The following is a 16,342-nucleotide window of genomic DNA, read 5'->3' as shown; positions in this document are numbered from 1 at the left end:
GGTTCACTCTCCCTGAGTGGTTCTCCGACTTCATGTCCACTTCAACGCTAAACGCTCGTGAAAGATTTCACAAACCCTCTACCGAGTGATCTCACCTACCGAACATCCCCCACCCGAGGGACCTCCGCAACCGTCAGACCGGCCGGTAAACGGTTACGTTGCGCGAACGCCTGCTCTTCTGAGGGGCCGCTCAGCTAGTGGCGGCTGGGGTGACAGACTCCTGTGAGAAGTGTTGATCCGGCGTGGGTGGATGCGCGTCAATAGGTGGGTGGAGAACTACCGCAACTGGGTACTGGCCGGGTCGCTGCTCGTTCCGCCGGCGGTTTGTGCGGTGCTGGCGCCGCTCCGGGGCAGCTTCGACAACGCCAATGCCGCGCTGCTACTGGTCGTCGTGGTGGTGGCGGTCGCCACCTTCGGCATCCGGCTGCCCGGTGTGCTCGCCGCGGTGGGAAGTGCGGTGTGGTTCGACTTCTTCCTGACCGAGCCGTACAACACGTTCACGATCAACAGCCGGGACGACATCGAGCAGACCGTACTGCTGCTGGTGATCGGCGGCGTCGTCACCGAGCTCGCGATCTGGGGCCACCGGCAACAGTCCCGGGCCTCCCAGCGCCGTGGGTACCTGGACGGCGTCATCACCACCTCGCAGGCGGTGGCGGCCGGCGGCTCGATCGACGACCTGATCGAACAGGTCCGCGCGGAACTCACCGCCGTCCTGGGGATCGACGGCGCCAAGTTCGTTGCTGGCGGCAACCAGGGCAGCGGGCCGAGGCTGAACCCCGACGGGTCGGTGACCCGCGGATCGCAGCTGCTGAAGGTCGACCGCGACGGCCTGCCGACGAACGCCGAGATCGAACTGGCCGTCCAGCACGCCGGCGAGACCCGCGGCCGCTTCCTCCTCACCGCCGCCACCCGAATTGCCCGCCCCGACCTCGAACAACGCCTGGTAGCCATCGCCCTCGCCGACCAGGTAGGCGCCGCCCTCTCCACCACCCGAGCCGCCGACCCGCACGTCTGATCCTGGCGCGACGCCGTCAGACCGTGAGGACGATCTTGCCCTTCACGCGGCCGCTCTCGCTGAGTGCGTGGGCCTTGGCAGCCTCCTCCAGCGGATACACCTGATCGACAGACACCCGCAGCGTGCCGTCGTCCACCAGTCGCGCGATCGCGTCGAGGTCCGCGGTGGCCGGCGCCATCCCGAACTCCTCGTACCGGATCCCGAGCGCCGCGGCCTTCGCGCGTACCTCGTCACGGTCCGGCCCGGTACCGCGGACATCCAGCAGGATGCCGTGCGGCTGGAGGACGTCGAGGGATCGTACGGCGTACTCGGCGCCGATCGGATCGAGGACGACGTCGACGTCGCGGACCGCAGTCGTGAAGTCCGTCGTGGTGTAGTCGATGAGTTCGTCGGCCCCCAGTCCGCGGAGGAACTCGTGCTTCGCCGCGCGTGCCGTTCCGATCACGTAGGCCCCACGTTCCTTGGCGATCTGGACGGCGAGGTGGCCGACGCCGCCCGCGGCGGCGTGGATCAGGACCCGGTCGCCCGGCCGGGTCTTCGCGACATTCACCAACGGCTGGTACGCCGTGAGCCCGGCGGTCGGGAGCGCCGCGGCCTGGACCCAGTCGACGCCGGCCGGCTTGTGCGCGAGGCGTTCGGTGGCGGCGACGGTGTACTCGGCGTACGCGCCCCGCGGCGGGTACACGACGCCGTACACCTCCTCGCCGGTGTCCTCCCGGGTACCGGCGAAGTCCAGGCCGAGCACGAACGGCGGCTGTCCGAAGCGCGGCAGCAGCCCTGACCGGATCTTCCAGTCGCTCGGGTTCACGCCGGCGGCCCGCACCCGGATCAGGGCCTCGTCCTCGCCGGCAACGGGTCGCTCCAGGGCGGCCGGCTCGAGTACCTCGGGGCCGCCGAACGTGTACTGCGTCATCGCACGCATCGTCATAGGGATCATGGTGGGCGACCAGGTATCTCTTGTGAAGAAGGCACTTGTTTGGTACCTAGGTACCTCATGGAAACCACCATCTTCGAGGACTGGGTCGCGACGTACGGCCGGACCTGCCCGTCGCGCACGGTGATCGAGGTGCTCGCGAACAAGTGGGCGCTCTACGTCCTCGGTGCGCTCCGGCGCTTCGACCGGCCGCTCCGGTTCAGCGAACTGCGCAGGCTGCTCGACGGCGTCACCCAGAAGGTGCTGACGCAGACGCTGCGGTCGCTCGAGCGGGACGGGCTGATCACCCGGACCGTCTATCCCGAGGTGCCGGTGCGGGTGGAGTACGCGCTGACCGCGCTCGGTGAGGACGCCGGTCAGCTCACCTCGGCGATCGCCGAGTGGTCGGTGTCGCACGCCCGGGAAATCCACGCCTCCCGCGCCGGTTACGACGCCCGGAACGAGCAATGAATTAGCCGCCGATTGATTTCCCTGTATTTCTACGGGTTTCGCTCGGGGATTCTCAGATTGTGTTCAGGATGGGGCCGTAGGATCTCGATACGGCCCCGGATGTGGGTCATCAGGAGGAAACATGCAGAGCAGTAACCCGGTGCTGAACCGGTCGAGTGCGTTCGCGCCTGGCCACGGGCAGGCCTATCCGGGGGCCGCTCCGTACGGTCAGCAGGCTCCTTACGGCTACGGCGGGTCGGGTATGCCTCCGCAGTACCAGGGGGCGCCCGCCGCGAGCCGGCCCATGACGCTGGACGACGTGATCGTGAAGACCACGATCACCCTGGGCGTGGTCGTGGCGGCTGCCGCGGTCGCGTGGTTCACGATTCCGGTCGCGCTGGTCACGCCGGCGTTCCTCGCGGGTGCGCTGGTCGCGTTCGCGATCGCGATGGTGCTGTCGTTCTCCCGCAAGGTGAACCCGGCGCTGGTGATGCTGTACGCCGCGGCCGAGGGTGTGTTCCTCGGGATCGGCAGCAAGTTCATCGCCCACTGGGTCGGTGGCTCGGGCATCGTCGTGCAGGCGATCCTGGCCACGATGGTGACAGCCGGACTGACGCTGGCGACCTACAAGTACTTCGCGATCAAGGTGACGCCCAAGTTCACCAGGATGGTCGTGATCGGCACGATGGGCTTCGCCGGCGTGCTGCTGATCAACCTGCTGCTCAGCTTGTTCGGCGTCAGCACCGGTATCAGCAGCTTCGGTCCGATGGGCCTGCTGTTCGCCGCGATCGGCGCGGGCCTCGCGGTGTTCAACCTGATCCTCGACTTCGACCTGGTCGAGCAGGGCATCCGCCAGGGCGCCCCGCAGAACGAGGCCTGGCGCGCGGCGTTCGCCCTGACCGTCACGCTGGTCTGGCTGTACTGGAACATCCTGCGCATCCTCGCCATCCTCCGCGGCGGCGACTGATCCAGCAGAGCAACGGAAGGGCCGGTCCAGGTGGGCCGGCCCTTCCGTCGTTCTCACCCGGCTGCGTACTGCTCGTACTGCGCCTTCGTGTCGTCCACCAACCGCTGCGTCACCTCGAGCAGCCAGCCGTCCGGCAGCGCTCCGACGTACTGCCGCGCATCCTTCAGGTGATGCGGGAGCGCTCCGTGGACGTCGACGGCGGCCTGCGCCATCGAAGTCAGGACCAGCTCGACGGCCCGCGGGCGGAGCGACTCGATCGTGATCCGCTCGACGTCCGGCGACAGCGCGCGCAGCTGCCAGCCGTCGATCCGGCGCATCGGATCCGGCCCCCGGACGGTGCTCAGGATTCGCCCGTACAGCAGGTCGTCCGGCTGCAGTCCGACGTCGACGAACGCAACGGTCGGCGGCCCGACGGCCTTCACCTCGCGGGCGATGTCGTCGCCGACGGCGACCAGCCGCGGATGCCCGAGCGACCCGGTCCCGGCGCGCCGCCGGTGCCAGGACGGGTCCGGTACGTTCACGGCCTTCCGTACGGCGGCCGGAAGCACGGACGGATCCGCGGGCGGCCCGTCCTTGAGCTTCCCGTAGTACCGCTCGGCGCTGACCGGCTTCGGGACCAGCGCCCGCAGGTGCTTGGCGTCCGGGTCGGCGAGATCCGTTGCGCGGCCGGGCTTGGCGGTCAGCCACTCGTCGAGCAGCACGCGGCAGATCCGCTTCGGGCTGATCGCCACCTCCGGCGTCAGTACGGCGGACACGGCGAGCCGGAGCAGGTCGATCGCGGGCGGCCCCCACGCCAGCTCGTCGAAGTCGTTCACACCCCAGCGCCGTACGCCGCGGTGGTCGAGCCAGGTCCCGAAGTTCTGCACGTGGAGGTCGCCGACCGCCGGCACCTGTGGCCCTTCCAGTGCGGACGGAGCGAGTACGGCGACCCGCTCGAGCCAGAGGTAGTACGTCCCGCGCAGGAAACGCAGCGGATCCGCCGCGAGCTCCTTGTGCTTGACCGCCAGATCCTCCGGTACGACGGGGATCCGCGCCTCCAGCCATTTCTCGTACGCAGCCGTCTGCGCTGCAGCCGTACCGTTCATTTCGCCGCCGCCTTCTCGGCCACCAGACCACGTCGTACGGCAATCCCGCCCGCGACCGCGCTGACCGCGATCGTGACGAGCGCGCCGAGGATCAACGCCGAAGGTTCACCCGGCTGCAGGACGTGCAGCGACGTACCGACCGTGGCCGCGGCGACCGGGACGCCGAGCTGCGCCGACGCGAGCGCGCCGAGGCTGAGCGGCTGCCGGGTGAGCTTTCCGGAGAGGTGGCTGATCACGGCGCCGAGACCGAGCGCGGCGCCGAGGCCGATGAACTCAGGTTTCGTCCCGAGCTCCCGCAGGTCGAGCGACGCACCGAGCCAGACGAAGAACACCGGTCCGAGGAAGCCCTCGGTCAGCGCGAACAGCTGCCGCGCCAGCCGCCGCGGCTCGCCGACCGCCGCCACAGCGAGGCCGAGTACGAACCCGGCCAGCATGATCGAGACGTGTGTCGCCGTTGCGAGCCCCGCCAGCGCGAACAGCACCACCAGGCTGATTCGCAGCTCCACTGCGAACCGCCGGTCCTCGGACACGTCGTGCACCCGGTGCCGTAGGCCGGACGTCTCGGCCTTGTTCAGCAGGAAGAACACGACCACGCCCGCCGCGAGGACGGCGAGCGCGCCGAGCGCTGCGCGGCCCGCGTGCGGGGGGTCGATCGCGAGCGGCAGCGCAACGATGCAGGCAGCGTCCGCGATCGCGACCTGGGGCAGCAACTCCACGACAGGACGTCCGCCGAGGCCGAGCGAGTCGACGATCGGCAGGATCAGCGCGGCGGAGGACGAGGCCATCAGTACGGCGTACAAGGCGATGTGGCCGGTGTTGAAGACGGCGTTGAGCGCGTACGCGAGACCGGTGGCGACGACGCCGGTGATCACCGCGCGAAGCAGGCCGGGCCGGATCGCCCGCCGCAGACTGTCGTCCCGCACCGGAACGTGGGTGCCGGCAACGAACATCACCAGCCCGAACCCGATCTCGGCGAGAAACGCGAACCGAGGGTCGGAGGCGGTCAGGTACCCGATCCCGGTCTTCCCGAGAATCACGCCGGCAATCAGCTCCCCGAGCACGACCGGAATGTGCCAGCCGCGCCGCAACGCGAGCACGGGACCGGCCAGACCGACCGCGACAACTACCGCCAGCATGGTGAAACTCACCCGCAGCTCCTTTCCCGAGATCGCCATTGTGCATCCGCGGCGCCGAGGAACTCGGGCGACGCGACCTGCGGGTTCCGGACGGAGCCTGTCCGGTTCCGGTTCTACGGTGGTGACCATGACGACTGCTTGGTACGACGCACCCTCGCACGCAGCCGGTGCCGCCCTGGCGGCTGCCGTTGCCGCGGACGTCGACGTACGGGCGCGCGGGGTGCGGGTGTGGGCGGACGACCCGACCGTCGCGGAGGCGGCGCGGGAGCTCGGCCTGACCCCAGGGACGCTCCAGACGCTTGACGTCGTGATCGAGGCGGCGGACCCGGCCGCCGTTCAGGAGTTCTGGGTCCGGGTACTCGGCGGGGACACGCTCCGACGGCACCCGACCTTCTCGGTACGGCGTCTCGACGAGCCGCGGCCGCTCCGGAACCGGATCCACGTCGACGTGGTGCGCCCGGAGGAGCAGGTGATCGCGGCGCGGGCAGGACGCGAGCCATCCGGGCCGTTCGGGGTGATGCTGGCCGACAGCGAAGGCAACGAGGTCGACCTGGTGCCGGGGGAGCGGCTGCCGGGGACCACCGACTGGTACGCGTTGTTCAGCGCGATGGTGTTCTACCCGAACGCGCCGTCGCAGTTCGTGATCGCTGCCGCCGAGCTGGCCGACCGCGCGGGCATCGGGCTGCAGATCGACGTACGCCGCGAAGGCGTGACGATCGCGAGTGCCAAGGACGCTTGGGAGGGCGAAGATGGTGGCGCGGATCCGGGGTTCGTGGGGCTCGCGCAGCAGATTGAGGGTGCGGCCAAGGACCTCGGGCTACAAGCCGATCCGACGCCGCTGCGTTTCGTCCAGTTCGGCGTCGACGCGCTCAACATCCCAGCTGTACGGGCGTTCTGGATCGAGCTCCTCGGCTACGAACAGGACCCGCGGCCGAACGTCAACGACATCTACGACCCGCGCGGCCTCAACCCCGTGCTGTTCTTCCAGCAGTTGGATGAACCGCGCCCGCAGCGCAACCGCATCCACTTCGAGCTGACCGGAGAGAAGTCCCGCCTGATCACCGATCCGGAGGGAAACGAGGTGATGGTGACGGAAACGTGAAAGACCTGCCCCTCCACCTGAAAGGGCAGGTCTTCGCGTTGTCTCCTTTGCGGCTCAGCTCATTCGCCGATGCGCCTTGACCAGGTCGTACTCGTGGACGATGGCGGTCGCGTGCCCGTGCGCGAGTGCGTACTCGCCGGCAAGCCATCTCACTCTGTCGTCGAAGCGCAGGAACGACGGTCCGTCGTTCATCAGCCGGAACCACTCGGTCATAGCGCGTCCGGTGCATCTGGGCACGGCCTCCACCAAACGCTGATGCGTCTCCTCGGAGTGGTTCAAGCCCATCTTCGCCTCCCGTCATCGGGGTACCGCGTAGTTATCGACTGTGCACCACCTGGCTGCCCGGAGGCAAGACTCCCTCCATCAAAATGAGGCAGCACAGTATGAAAGTCCCCGCTCAGCGGACGCACAACCCCAACAACTATTGACCGACCGGCACGCTTTCCGAATTTTCCGACAGCGTCTCGCCGTCGACCCGGTCGACCTCGGCCTTGGGATGGCGACGGCGATGCCGGAGGGCGGCCCAGCGGCCACGGGGACCACGTTCGCGACCGGCGACCTCGGTGGCGGCGACCTCCGTACCCGGACTGCGAGCGGCCTGTACGGCGGCCTGCGCGACCGGGAGGATCGCCTCGCCGCGGAACGATTCGGGGTGTACGAACGAGTCCGACCCGATGCCCATCGCGGCCGCCACCGACGGCAGCAGCGCCGCGGAGGCGGCGGCGTACCCGGTCGCGGACGGGTGGAAGTTGTCCCGGCCCCACATCGACGGGTTGGTCCGGAACACCTCGCCGAGCAACGAGCCCAGAGACACGGAGCGGCCGCCTGCTTCGACGACTGCGATGGTCTGAGCGGCGGCCAGCCGGTGGCTCCAGGACCGGGCGACCCACCGCAGCGGCGGCACGATCGGCCGGACCACGCCCAGGTCCGGGCAGGTACCGACCACCACCTCACAGTTCGCGGCGCGCAGCCGGCGGACGGCGGCGGACAGCAACCGGACCGACGTGGACGGCGGCATCTTCGCCTTCACGTCGTTGACGCCGATCAGGATGACGGCGATGTGCGGTCCGGCCTGCAGGGCAGTGTCCACCTGACCGGCCAGGTCGGTCGACTTCGCCCCGGTCTTCGACACGTCGACCAGTCGCACCGGACGTTCGGCGAGGTCGGCCAGCCCGGAGGCGAGCAACACCCCCGGAGTCTCGTCCGGCGAGTCGGTGCCGTACCCCGCGGCGCTCGAGTCGCCCAGCATGGCGAAGGTGATCGGATGTCCTGGATACCGGCCGTACAGACCGTTGCCCGGAGTGGGGTAGTACCTCGTCGGTCCGATCACGCGCTTCGCGTACTCGGCCTCAGCGGTCAGTACGCCGTACAACGTGGCACCGATGAGTCCGAGTCCCCCGCCCCCGAAGGCTGCGGCCTGGGCCAGCTTCTTGGCTGCCCTGGCTCTACTCATAAGGACAAGGATTACACGCAGTTACGTCGACGCAAGTGAAAATAGGGCAAAGCGTCTCGTATCACTACAGTAAAGATCGTGCGCTACGCAGAATCACTCCTGGACCTCGTCGGCAACACCCCGCTGGTGAGGCTGACCAAGACAACCGACGGTGCCAAGCCGCTCGTCCTCGCGAAGGTCGAGTACTTCAACCCCGGCGGCTCGGTGAAGGACCGGATCGCGGTCCGGATGATCGAGGCCGCGGAGGCCTCGGGCGAGCTGAAGCCCGGCGGCACGATCGTCGAGCCGACCTCCGGGAACACCGGTGTCGGGCTCGCGATGGTGGCCCAGCAGAAGGGCTACAAGTGCGTGTTCGTCTGCCCGGACAAGGTCAGCGAGGACAAGCGCAACGTGCTCAAGGCGTACGGCGCCCAGGTGGTCGTCTGCCCGACCGCGGTCGCACCTGAGCACCCCGACTCGTACTACAACGTCTCCGACCGGCTGGTCCGCGAGATCGAGGGCGCCTGGAAGCCGAATCAGTACGCCAACCAGAACAACCCCCGCTCGCACTACGAGACCACCGGCCCGGAGCTCTGGGAGCAGACCGACGGCAAGATCACGCATTTCGTCGCGGGTGTCGGCACCGGCGGCACGATCAGCGGCACCGGCAAGTACCTCAAGGAGGTCTCGAACGGTCGCGTCCAGATCATCGGGGCCGACCCGGAAGGCTCGGTGTACTCCGGCGGTACCGGCCGGCCGTACCTGGTCGAGGGCGTCGGCGAGGACTTCTGGCCGGAGACGTACGACCGGGAGATCTGCGACCGGGTGATCGAGATCTCCGACGCGGACTCGTTCGCGCTCACCCGGCGGCTCGCCCGGGAAGAGGCGATGCTGGTCGGCGGCTCGGCCGGGATGGCCGCTGCGGCTGCGATTCGGCTGGCCCACGAGCTGGACGACCCGGACGCGGTGATCGTCGTACTGCTGCCGGACGGCGGCCGCGGCTACCTGACGAAGGTGTTCAACGACGACTGGCTCGCGCAGTACGGATTCCTCGCACATGCGAGGCAGGGCACTACGCTCGGTGACGTACTGGCCGGCAAGGACGGCAGCCTGCCGCCGCTGGTGCACACGCACCCGCACGAGACGATCGCCGAGGCGGTCGCCATCCTGCGCGAGTACGGCGTGTCCCAGATGCCCGTGGTCCGGGCGGAGCCGCCGGTGATGGCGGCCGAGGTGGCCGGCGCGGTGTCGGAGCGGACGCTGATGGACGCGTTGTACTCCGGCAAGGCGCGACTCGCCGATATGGTCGAGCTGCACATGGACCCGGCGCTGCCGTCCCTGGGCGCCGGCGAACCGGTGACCAAGGCGGTCGAGCTGCTCGAGGGTCGGGACGCCCTGATGGTGCTGGACGACGGCAAGCCGGTGGGCGTACTGACCCGGCAGGACCTACTGGTCCATCTGTCCGCCGACTGAGGTCTTTAGCGGTCTACGACTGACGGGATGATGGCGATCAGCGCGGTGATCACGATGCCGATCACCACGACTGCCGCGCCTGCGATCTGAAGAATGTCCATGTCCCAAGAGTCCTTCACCTGAAGCCCTGAGACATCGGCCCCGGGATCGGTCTTCCACTCATCCCAAGGTCGTACGCCTAGTCGCCCGGACTCCTACTCCAGGAGTCCGGGTCGTCCCCTAGTGGACGACGCCTCCGCGCGCAAAGGACACCGCTGCGCGGCGGCCGTCTGTTGGCCGCCTCCGGCGGCGTGCTACCGCTGAGGAGCGGAACGTTTACGCCGTGGGCAACTGTTCCCGTGGCGTCGTGGTTCGCGGCCAGGATCGCCGGCACGAACGCCAGATGGCGGCGATGCAGGCCCCTCGATGTTCAGAGCGTGCCGATGCGGCCGGCGAAGTCACGTACGCCTGGAAGGCTGTTGCTGCGGTCGCCGGAGAGCAGATCGCGGGTCAGTTGCTGCGCCCAGGGACGGAAGCGGATTTCTTGTGGGGTGTCTCGTTCGGCGGTGAGGAGCGCTTGGAATGCGGCTTGCCTGTTGCCACGGCCGTGGAGGGCGAGGGCGGTGTCTTCCCAGTAACGGGCACGACGTTCGGGGGCGGTGATGCCGGCCGGGTCGACCAGGCGGGCGTAGTCGACGGCCGTGCCGAAGTCACCGAGAACCCGCGAGACGCTGATTTTGTAGACGGCGAGTTCGAGCATGTTGAAGCGGTCGCTCTTGGTGAGGCGCGTTCGGCGTACGGCGGTCTCGGCCTCGCTGAGCAGTGTCCAGGCGCTGTCGCGGTCGTCGCGCAGCGCGGCTGTGTAGGAGGCGGCGGCGAGCAACTGGCCGTACGTGGCGGCGGTTCCGGAATCGGTCAGGCCGGTATCGGCCTGTAGCTGCGTTGCCGCGTCGAGCATGAGCCGCTGTGCACCGTCGCGATGGTGGGTTCGCCGCATCACGGTGGCCGCCCAGCGCCGGGCCTCGGCCAGCGTCAGCGGGTCGTCGCCGGCTCGGGCGGCCTGTACTGCGCGGTCCGCGGTGGCCCATGCCATCCCGTCGTCATGCAGTTTGACCAGCAGCTCGGTAGCAAGGCTGTAGGCCTGCGCCAGCCGAGTGGACGCGGGTCCGATATTGCTGGTCGAGGCGGAGTCACGGCCGGCGACTGCCTGTGCGAGCAGCCTGGGCAGGCGACGGGCCAGTTGGCTGTAGCGGGTGGCGCGGAAGTCGGCGCGGGCTGCGGCGATCTGCGCCGCCAGCTGGTGATCGGGAATGGGTGCGGCGGTGGCCCGCCCGAACAGCACGTCCTCGATGGTGTCGACCATGCCGTGCGCGGCGGCCGCCTGGCCCAGAGGCAGCACTGCTGCGCCGGTCACGACCGCGGCGGTCGTCGCGAGCAGCTCGCGTCGGCGCATCGAATCACCATCCTCATCGACACCTGCGCTCAGGCTAGCGGTGCTCATGCTGGAGATCGGTCGCGACAGTCCGAACAGATGCTCAGGGATCCCGAACACCTCCGCGAGGCGGCGCAGATCGCGCACGTCCCAGGCCCGGCCGGCCTTGGTCTCCATCCGGCTGAGCGTCGAGGCGGAGATCCCGGCCAGGCGGGCCGCGTCTTTCAGAGTCAGTCCGGCGGCCGCGCGGGCGGTGCGCAGGACGGTGCCGAAGTCGCCGCTGTTGGCTGCCTGTGTGACGGCCGACATCGTGGTCCAGGCGGAAGGAGCGTTCACCGGTCACCTCGATCCACGGCAGCTGGAATTCGAGCGTGACCCATGTTTGCAGGTTGTGCAAGCCGGTTGCACTCTGAGTGGTCACGTCTACATCCCGGCGCTCCCCGGCTGGTGTTCTGGAGGCATGCGAATCGCATACCTGACAGGTACAGACAGGGAGGACGCAGACGTGAGCGAGCTGGGTGAAGATGTGGACGGCATGCGCTCGGTTCAGGTCTGGTTCGGCGGCCACCTGATCATCGAGAACACGTTCCCCACGGCCAAGGCGGAGTGGTTCGAGGACGCGATGCGTCGGCAGTGGAAGTCCTGCCGGGTGACCAGCGCGCCGGTGCCGACCGAGCAGCTGGTGGGGCGATGAGGCGCGGCGAGTTGTACCGATTCCGCGGCCCCGATCTGTTCGATATGGACGGTCGGACCTAACAGACCGGCGCGGCTGACGTACCGATATGCCCCTGAATCTGCGTCGGTCGCGCCTTCCAATCTCCCGCTCGCACTGTCCTCTCTGATCCCTCAGACGGAGACGTAGCTGCGGACGTGATGGCGCTGATCTTGCGGAGGCGTTCGATGCCTGCCCCACGGTGACCCTCCCAATAGTGAGGAAGCAGTTATGTCTGATGTGCAACGTCTGAAGGAGCAACTGCACCAGATCGCGACGGACGCCAAGCAGGCCGGAGGCGGCCTGCAAGGATTCAAGCTGCGCTTCGCCCAGAACTCGCAGCAGGTTCAGGCGCTGATCGCGGGTACGTCGACCGGCGTCGACCGGTCGATTTCGGAGATCCTGGACGCGGCCGGGAGGGCGGTCGAGCAGGCGGCCGAGTCCCTGGCGATCGCATCGGACGCCTGTGCCCGCTACGCCGATCAGATCTAGGCGCGTGCGGCGTGGCATCCGAACTTCAACGGGTTGCCCAAGGTCTGGTCGATACGCTCGACGAGGTGCCCAGCGTGGTGGCGCATCTGCAACGGACGGCGGCAAGGTGTCGCGAGAACGCGGCGCTGGTCATGCAGCTGGCGGGCAGCCGCGGATCCATGGCCGCCCAGCAGTTGGACGCCGCCGCTCGTGCATGTGACCAGGCTGCGCAGTACCTGTCGATGGCGCCACCGAACGCGCTCGGATGGGCTCAGGGCCTCGTGGGCAGCACTCCTGATGGAGCTGGTGCGCCGGGCCCGCGCTCAGTCGACCGGAACCCGCTCACCGCTGGCGGCCGATCGTCGACCGACGCCCGCCGTAGCCCGACCAGTCGCAGCCCGGAAGTACCCGAGGAGCCTGCGCCGTTCATGGAGGAGATCTTCAAGCGTCTCCCGACGCGGCCGAACAACGTGGGTCCGACTCGGGGCATCCTGACCAGGACGGACGGCAGAGGACAGATTCATCTGGTGAGCGGATCCAAGGGGCCAGGAGGACAAGGCCCCGGCCTCACCGGCTGGCTGGCCAGACTGTCGGTCGCGAGGGACCACGTCGAAGGACATGCGGCGGCGCTCATGCGCCGATCGGGTGCGCCACGGGAGGCGACGCTCTACCTGAACAACAAGCCGTGCGGCCTGGATGACGAAGACCAGCCACTAGGCTGCGACAACACTCTGAAGTACCAGCTTCCGCCAGGAGCGAAGCTGACTGTGTACTGGCCAGGTGGCCGCAAGATCTACATCGGAGACGAGGGCGAGCCCGAGTGAGCGCGAGCGTGAAAGCAAACTACCAAGTCGGTGACCATGAGGTACGCCAGACCGTCGAGGTACGCGAGCAGCTCGAAGCCCTGATGGACAAGGCTGCCACGCACGGTCGGCCGATCTGGCTGGAACTGGTCATCAGGGGCGAGTCGGACTCGCCGTACGCGGCAACCGTTATGTGGGTTGGGCTCGGCGCGCCCTTCAGCTCCCTGGTGTTCCACGAGCCAGGCAAGGGTGGCGAGCGGTACGACTCGGCGGGGACCCTCGCAAGCCCCCAGAACGCGGAGTTCGACTACGGGACCGTGCCTACCGCGATGGCCACTGACAGTGCGATCGCCCTAGAGGCGGCGCGCGATGCCGCCATCGAGTTCCTGGCGACCGGACAGCGCCCCGGCTGCGTCTCGTGGACGCGGTATGAGTCACAGACGAACGACGAGCCGCAGCAGGTTGAAGGCTGGGATGCCTTCGCCGACCCGAGCTGAGCCGGGTTGCCCGTGAGGCTGTTGATCGACGTGCCCTGGATGCGCCGGGTTGCTTCGCCGGCGGCTTGGTGCTCGGCGGGGGACTTGGCGCCCCGCCGAAGGCGGCAATAGGACTGCCGCCGCGAAGCGGTGTCCTTTCGCCGGGAGCGGTGTTGTTTCTAGTGGACGATCGCGAAGTCGGAAGGGTCGAGTTTTCTGGTGCGGCGCCAGTAGGTGAAGGTCCATTCGGGCCAGATGGTGGAGTTTCGGCCGTTGGCGTCCAGGTACCAGCTGGTGCAGCCTGAGTGCCACACCGTGGTGTCGAGTTCGCGTTGGACGTTGTCGACGAACTGGTCCTGGGCCTCCTCGCGGACCTCGACGTACGTCGCGTTGCGGCGGCGGAGGAGGTGTAGGGCCTGCAGCACGTACCGGACCTGGGCCTCGATCATGAAGACCATCGACGAGTGGCCGAGTACCGTGTTCGGGCCGACCAGCAGGAACAGGTTCGGGTACCCGGCGACCGTGATGCCGAGGTGTGCGCCGATGCCGTTGCGTTTCCAGTGGTCGGCGAGGTCGACGCCGTCCTTGCCGAGGATCGGCATCCGGGTGAGGTTCGCGGAGACGTCGAACCCGGTGCCGAGCACGATCGTGTCGCAGGCCCGCTCGGTGCCGTCGGCCGTGACCACGCCGGTCGGGGTGACCCGTGCGATCGGCGTGGTGACCAGGCCGACGTTCGGCCGGGTGAGCGCCGGGTAGTAGTCGTTCGAGATCAGGATCCGCTTGCAGCCGATCTGGTAGTCCGGGGTCAGCTTCGCGCGCAGTTCCGGATCGGTGACCTGCTTGTGCAGGTGCCGTTTCGCCTGTATTTCAAGGCCTTTCATCAACTTCGGGTTCCCGGCGAAGCCGGCGCCGCGACCTTCCAGACCCCAGTAGACGGCGTTGCGGATCGCGCGCTGGCCGGCGGGGAACCGTTCGTGCAGTTTGCGTTCCCATCCGGTGATCGCGCGGTCCGGTTTCGGTGTGACCCACGGTGGCGTGCGCTGGTACACGTCCAGTTGCGCGACCTGCGGCGCGATCTGCGGTACGAACTGGATCGCCGACGCGCCCGTCCCGATCACCGCGACGTTCCGCCCGCGCAGGTCCTGGCTGTGATCCCACTGCGCCGAGTGGAACGTTGTACCGGTGAAGGAATCCAGGCCCGGGATGTCCGGGAGCTTCGGGCGGTGCAGGCTGCCGACACCGGTCACGAGCGCCTGCGTCTCGATCGTCTCGTCGCCGTTGACCGTGACGGTCCAGCGCCCGCTCGCCTCGTCGAAGACGGCCTCGGTCACCTCGGCGCCGTACCGGATCTTGTCCGCGATGCCGTACTTGTCCGCGCAGTGGCGCAGGTACGCGAGGATCTCGTCCCAGGGCGCGAACATCCGGCTCCAGCGCGGGTTCTGCTCGAACGAGAACGAGTAGAGGTACGACGGGATGTCGCAGGCGCAGCCCGGATACGTGTTGTCCCGCCAGGTACCGCCGAGGTCGCCGGCCTTCTCCAGGATGACGAAGTCCTCGCAGCCCGCCTGCTTGAGCTTGATCCCCATGCACAAACCGGCAAACCCGGACCCGATGATCACGACCTCAGCCATACCAGCCGAGGTTACCGGCGGGTCAGGTGCAGCGGCTAGGCCTTGAGGCGGTAGAGGGTTTCGCCGGCGTTCGGGACGACGAACGTGTCGGGGTCGTCCTCGTACGTCTTGAGATCGACGGTCGCTGGGTCGAGGTAGTCGAGGTTGGCTGCGCGTACGACCTCCTCGTCGATGCCGGTCGCCAGCGTGACCTGGACGCGCAGGTGCTCGCCGGTCGCCGGGTCCCAGGTGCCGGCGCCGCGCAGGTGCGTCGAGTGCGCGAGGACGCCCCAGTGCAGATCGCGGAACTTCTCCCACTGGCCGAGGAAGTAGTCGCGGCAGTGGTACCCGATCTCCTCGATCTCCGGGTGCATCGCGGCGAGCTGGGTGACATGCGGCGCGTACAGGATCACCTCGCCACCGTCCGCGACCACCGGCTCGAGCTTGTAGAACCCCTTCGCCGCGGTCCAGATGTCGGCGTACTTCGGCGGCATCACCGACACCACGCGCTGCACCGGGTGGTCGAGGTAGCGGACGTGGGTCAGCGCAGAGATCTCGGCGGCCGCCCGCCACGACTCGCTGGTGTCGCCGAACGCGACCGCGTGCAGCTTGTCGGTACCGGACTGGGCGACCACCGACAGCGCGAGCTTCTCGGCCGGGATCAGCGCGGCGGCCTCGTCGATCAGCGCCCGAACCGGGGTGATGCCCGGCGTACCGATGATGTTCGAGCTGGTGATCAGCGCGCCGAGCCAGTGCGAGAAGTCGATCACCTCCTGGCCGGCGACGCCGGGGAAGAAGTACTTGTTGCCGCCCGAGAAGCCGACCACCTCGTGCGGGAACACCGGCCCGACGACCAGCGCCACGTCGTGTTCGACGACCGCTCGGTTCAGCCGTACCGGAACCTCGTCGCGGAGCATCTCGTCCGAGATCTCGCCGACCCGGTCCGGGCTGATCGTTCCCAGGTCGGCGAACGTGTCCGGCTTCCACCACTCGTGGTTGAGCACGTTCGGGTAGTCGCCGCCGAGGTGTGTGCGGAGCTGCTCCGGGGTCATCTCCGCATGGGTGCCGAGGGCAACCAAGATCGTGACCTGACTGCCCTTCAGAGCTTGCGTGACAGCCTTCAGGAGCAGAGGAAGCGGGCAGCTGCGGGTGGCGTCCGGAATGATCACGCAGACGCTGCGGCCCTCCAGGCCCGCACCGGCCAGGGCGTCCCCGATGAACGCCGTCACCTCGTCCTCGGTCAGAACCTGACCCGCTCCACCGATCACCGCCGTCTTGGTCAC

17 protein-coding genes are annotated in these 16,342 nt (G+C 68.3%); 9 read left to right on the top strand and 8 right to left on the bottom strand.

Features of this window, described 5'->3' with window-relative positions; all coding sequences use genetic code 11:
- Positions 1 to 250 precede the first annotated feature (250 nt).
- Positions 251 to 1,018 (top strand): DUF4118 domain-containing protein, encoded by a 768-nt coding sequence (locus tag ACZ5BU_RS03160; protein WP_465695105.1) that lies wholly within the window; start codon positions 251 to 253, stop codon positions 1,016 to 1,018.
- Positions 1,019 to 1,034: 16 nt separating this feature from the next.
- On the opposite strand, the gene ACZ5BU_RS03155 is transcribed toward ACZ5BU_RS03160, so the two are convergent.
- Entirely contained in the window at positions 1,035 to 1,946 is a 912-nt protein-coding gene (locus tag ACZ5BU_RS03155) for an NADP-dependent oxidoreductase (protein WP_465695104.1), read from the bottom strand.
- Positions 1,947 to 2,012: 66 nt separating this feature from the next.
- On the opposite strand from ACZ5BU_RS03155, the gene ACZ5BU_RS03150 reads away from it, so the two are divergent.
- On the top strand, positions 2,013 to 2,402 hold the full coding sequence (locus tag ACZ5BU_RS03150) for a winged helix-turn-helix transcriptional regulator (protein WP_465695103.1): 390 nt from the start codon (positions 2,013 to 2,015) through the stop codon (positions 2,400 to 2,402).
- 121 nt (positions 2,403 to 2,523) lie between these two features.
- Positions 2,524 to 3,348, top strand: a complete 825-nt coding sequence (locus ACZ5BU_RS03145) for a Bax inhibitor-1/YccA family protein (protein ID WP_465695101.1) — start codon at positions 2,524 to 2,526, stop codon at positions 3,346 to 3,348.
- 53 nt (positions 3,349 to 3,401) lie between these two features.
- On the opposite strand, the gene ACZ5BU_RS03140 is transcribed toward ACZ5BU_RS03145, so the two are convergent.
- Together ACZ5BU_RS03140 and ACZ5BU_RS03135 are read right to left on the bottom strand one after the other, a co-directional pair.
- Entirely contained in the window at positions 3,402 to 4,433 is a 1,032-nt protein-coding gene (locus ACZ5BU_RS03140; RefSeq protein WP_465695100.1) for a DUF2252 family protein, read from the bottom strand.
- Positions 4,430 to 5,581, bottom strand: a complete 1,152-nt coding sequence (locus tag ACZ5BU_RS03135; RefSeq protein WP_465695098.1) for a cation:proton antiporter — start codon at positions 5,579 to 5,581, stop codon at positions 4,430 to 4,432. The genes ACZ5BU_RS03140 and ACZ5BU_RS03135 overlap by 4 nt, the downstream gene beginning before the upstream one ends.
- Positions 5,582 to 5,696: 115 nt before the next feature.
- Here ACZ5BU_RS03135 and ACZ5BU_RS03130 point away from each other — a divergent pair, with 115 nt between their 5' ends.
- A complete protein-coding gene (locus tag ACZ5BU_RS03130; RefSeq protein ID WP_465695097.1) occupies positions 5,697 to 6,671 on the top strand; it encodes a VOC family protein in 975 nt (324 codons plus the stop codon).
- Between the two features lie 54 nt (positions 6,672 to 6,725).
- On the opposite strand, the gene ACZ5BU_RS03125 is transcribed toward ACZ5BU_RS03130, so the two are convergent.
- The gene (locus tag ACZ5BU_RS03125) at positions 6,726 to 6,956 is read right to left on the bottom strand and encodes a DUF4287 domain-containing protein (RefSeq protein ID WP_465695096.1); all 231 of its coding nucleotides are present in this window, start codon (positions 6,954 to 6,956) and stop codon (positions 6,726 to 6,728) included.
- Positions 6,957 to 7,092: 136 nt separating this feature from the next.
- On the bottom strand, positions 7,093 to 8,124 hold the full coding sequence (locus ACZ5BU_RS03120; RefSeq protein WP_465695094.1) for an SGNH/GDSL hydrolase family protein: 1,032 nt from the start codon (positions 8,122 to 8,124) through the stop codon (positions 7,093 to 7,095).
- 78 nt (positions 8,125 to 8,202) lie between these two features.
- Between ACZ5BU_RS03120 and ACZ5BU_RS03115 the strand changes: the two genes are divergently transcribed.
- The gene (locus ACZ5BU_RS03115) at positions 8,203 to 9,576 is read left to right on the top strand and encodes a cystathionine beta-synthase (protein ID WP_465695093.1); all 1,374 of its coding nucleotides are present in this window, start codon (positions 8,203 to 8,205) and stop codon (positions 9,574 to 9,576) included.
- Positions 9,577 to 9,985: 409 nt separating this feature from the next.
- On the opposite strand, the gene ACZ5BU_RS03110 is transcribed toward ACZ5BU_RS03115, so the two are convergent.
- Positions 9,986 to 11,323 (bottom strand): helix-turn-helix domain-containing protein, encoded by a 1,338-nt coding sequence (locus ACZ5BU_RS03110; protein WP_465695092.1) that lies wholly within the window; start codon positions 11,321 to 11,323, stop codon positions 9,986 to 9,988.
- A gap of 169 nt (positions 11,324 to 11,492) precedes the next feature.
- Between ACZ5BU_RS03110 and ACZ5BU_RS03105 the strand changes: the two genes are divergently transcribed.
- The 4 genes from ACZ5BU_RS03105 (at position 11,493) to ACZ5BU_RS03090 (ending at position 13,470) form a co-directional block, all read left to right on the top strand.
- The gene (locus tag ACZ5BU_RS03105; protein WP_465695090.1) at positions 11,493 to 11,681 is read left to right on the top strand and encodes a hypothetical protein; all 189 of its coding nucleotides are present in this window, start codon (positions 11,493 to 11,495) and stop codon (positions 11,679 to 11,681) included.
- A 249-nt stretch (positions 11,682 to 11,930) separates the two neighbouring features.
- Positions 11,931 to 12,191: a hypothetical protein gene (locus ACZ5BU_RS03100; protein ID WP_465695089.1), complete on the top strand. Its 261-nt coding sequence runs from the start codon at positions 11,931 to 11,933 to the stop codon at positions 12,189 to 12,191.
- A gap of 65 nt (positions 12,192 to 12,256) precedes the next feature.
- Complete coding sequence (locus ACZ5BU_RS03095; protein ID WP_465695088.1) at positions 12,257 to 12,994, top strand: DddA-like double-stranded DNA deaminase toxin; 738 nt, start codon at positions 12,257 to 12,259, stop codon at positions 12,992 to 12,994.
- Between the two features lie 8 nt (positions 12,995 to 13,002).
- Entirely contained in the window at positions 13,003 to 13,470 is a 468-nt protein-coding gene (locus ACZ5BU_RS03090; protein WP_465695086.1) for an Imm1 family immunity protein, read from the top strand.
- Positions 13,471 to 13,628: 158 nt separating this feature from the next.
- Here ACZ5BU_RS03090 and ACZ5BU_RS03085 read toward each other — a convergent pair whose 3' ends face one another.
- Both ACZ5BU_RS03085 and ACZ5BU_RS03080 read right to left on the bottom strand, forming a co-directional pair.
- Complete coding sequence (locus ACZ5BU_RS03085) at positions 13,629 to 15,080, bottom strand: flavin-containing monooxygenase (RefSeq protein WP_465695085.1); 1,452 nt, start codon at positions 15,078 to 15,080, stop codon at positions 13,629 to 13,631.
- Between the two features lie 35 nt (positions 15,081 to 15,115).
- Entirely contained in the window at positions 15,116 to 16,342 is a 1,227-nt protein-coding gene (locus ACZ5BU_RS03080) for a lactate racemase domain-containing protein (RefSeq protein ID WP_465695084.1), read from the bottom strand.

This window comes from Kribbella sp. NPDC031520, assembly GCF_055580825.1.
The sequence above is the reverse complement of the archived record's forward strand: the minus strand, read 5'-3'. Positions and strand labels throughout refer to the sequence as shown.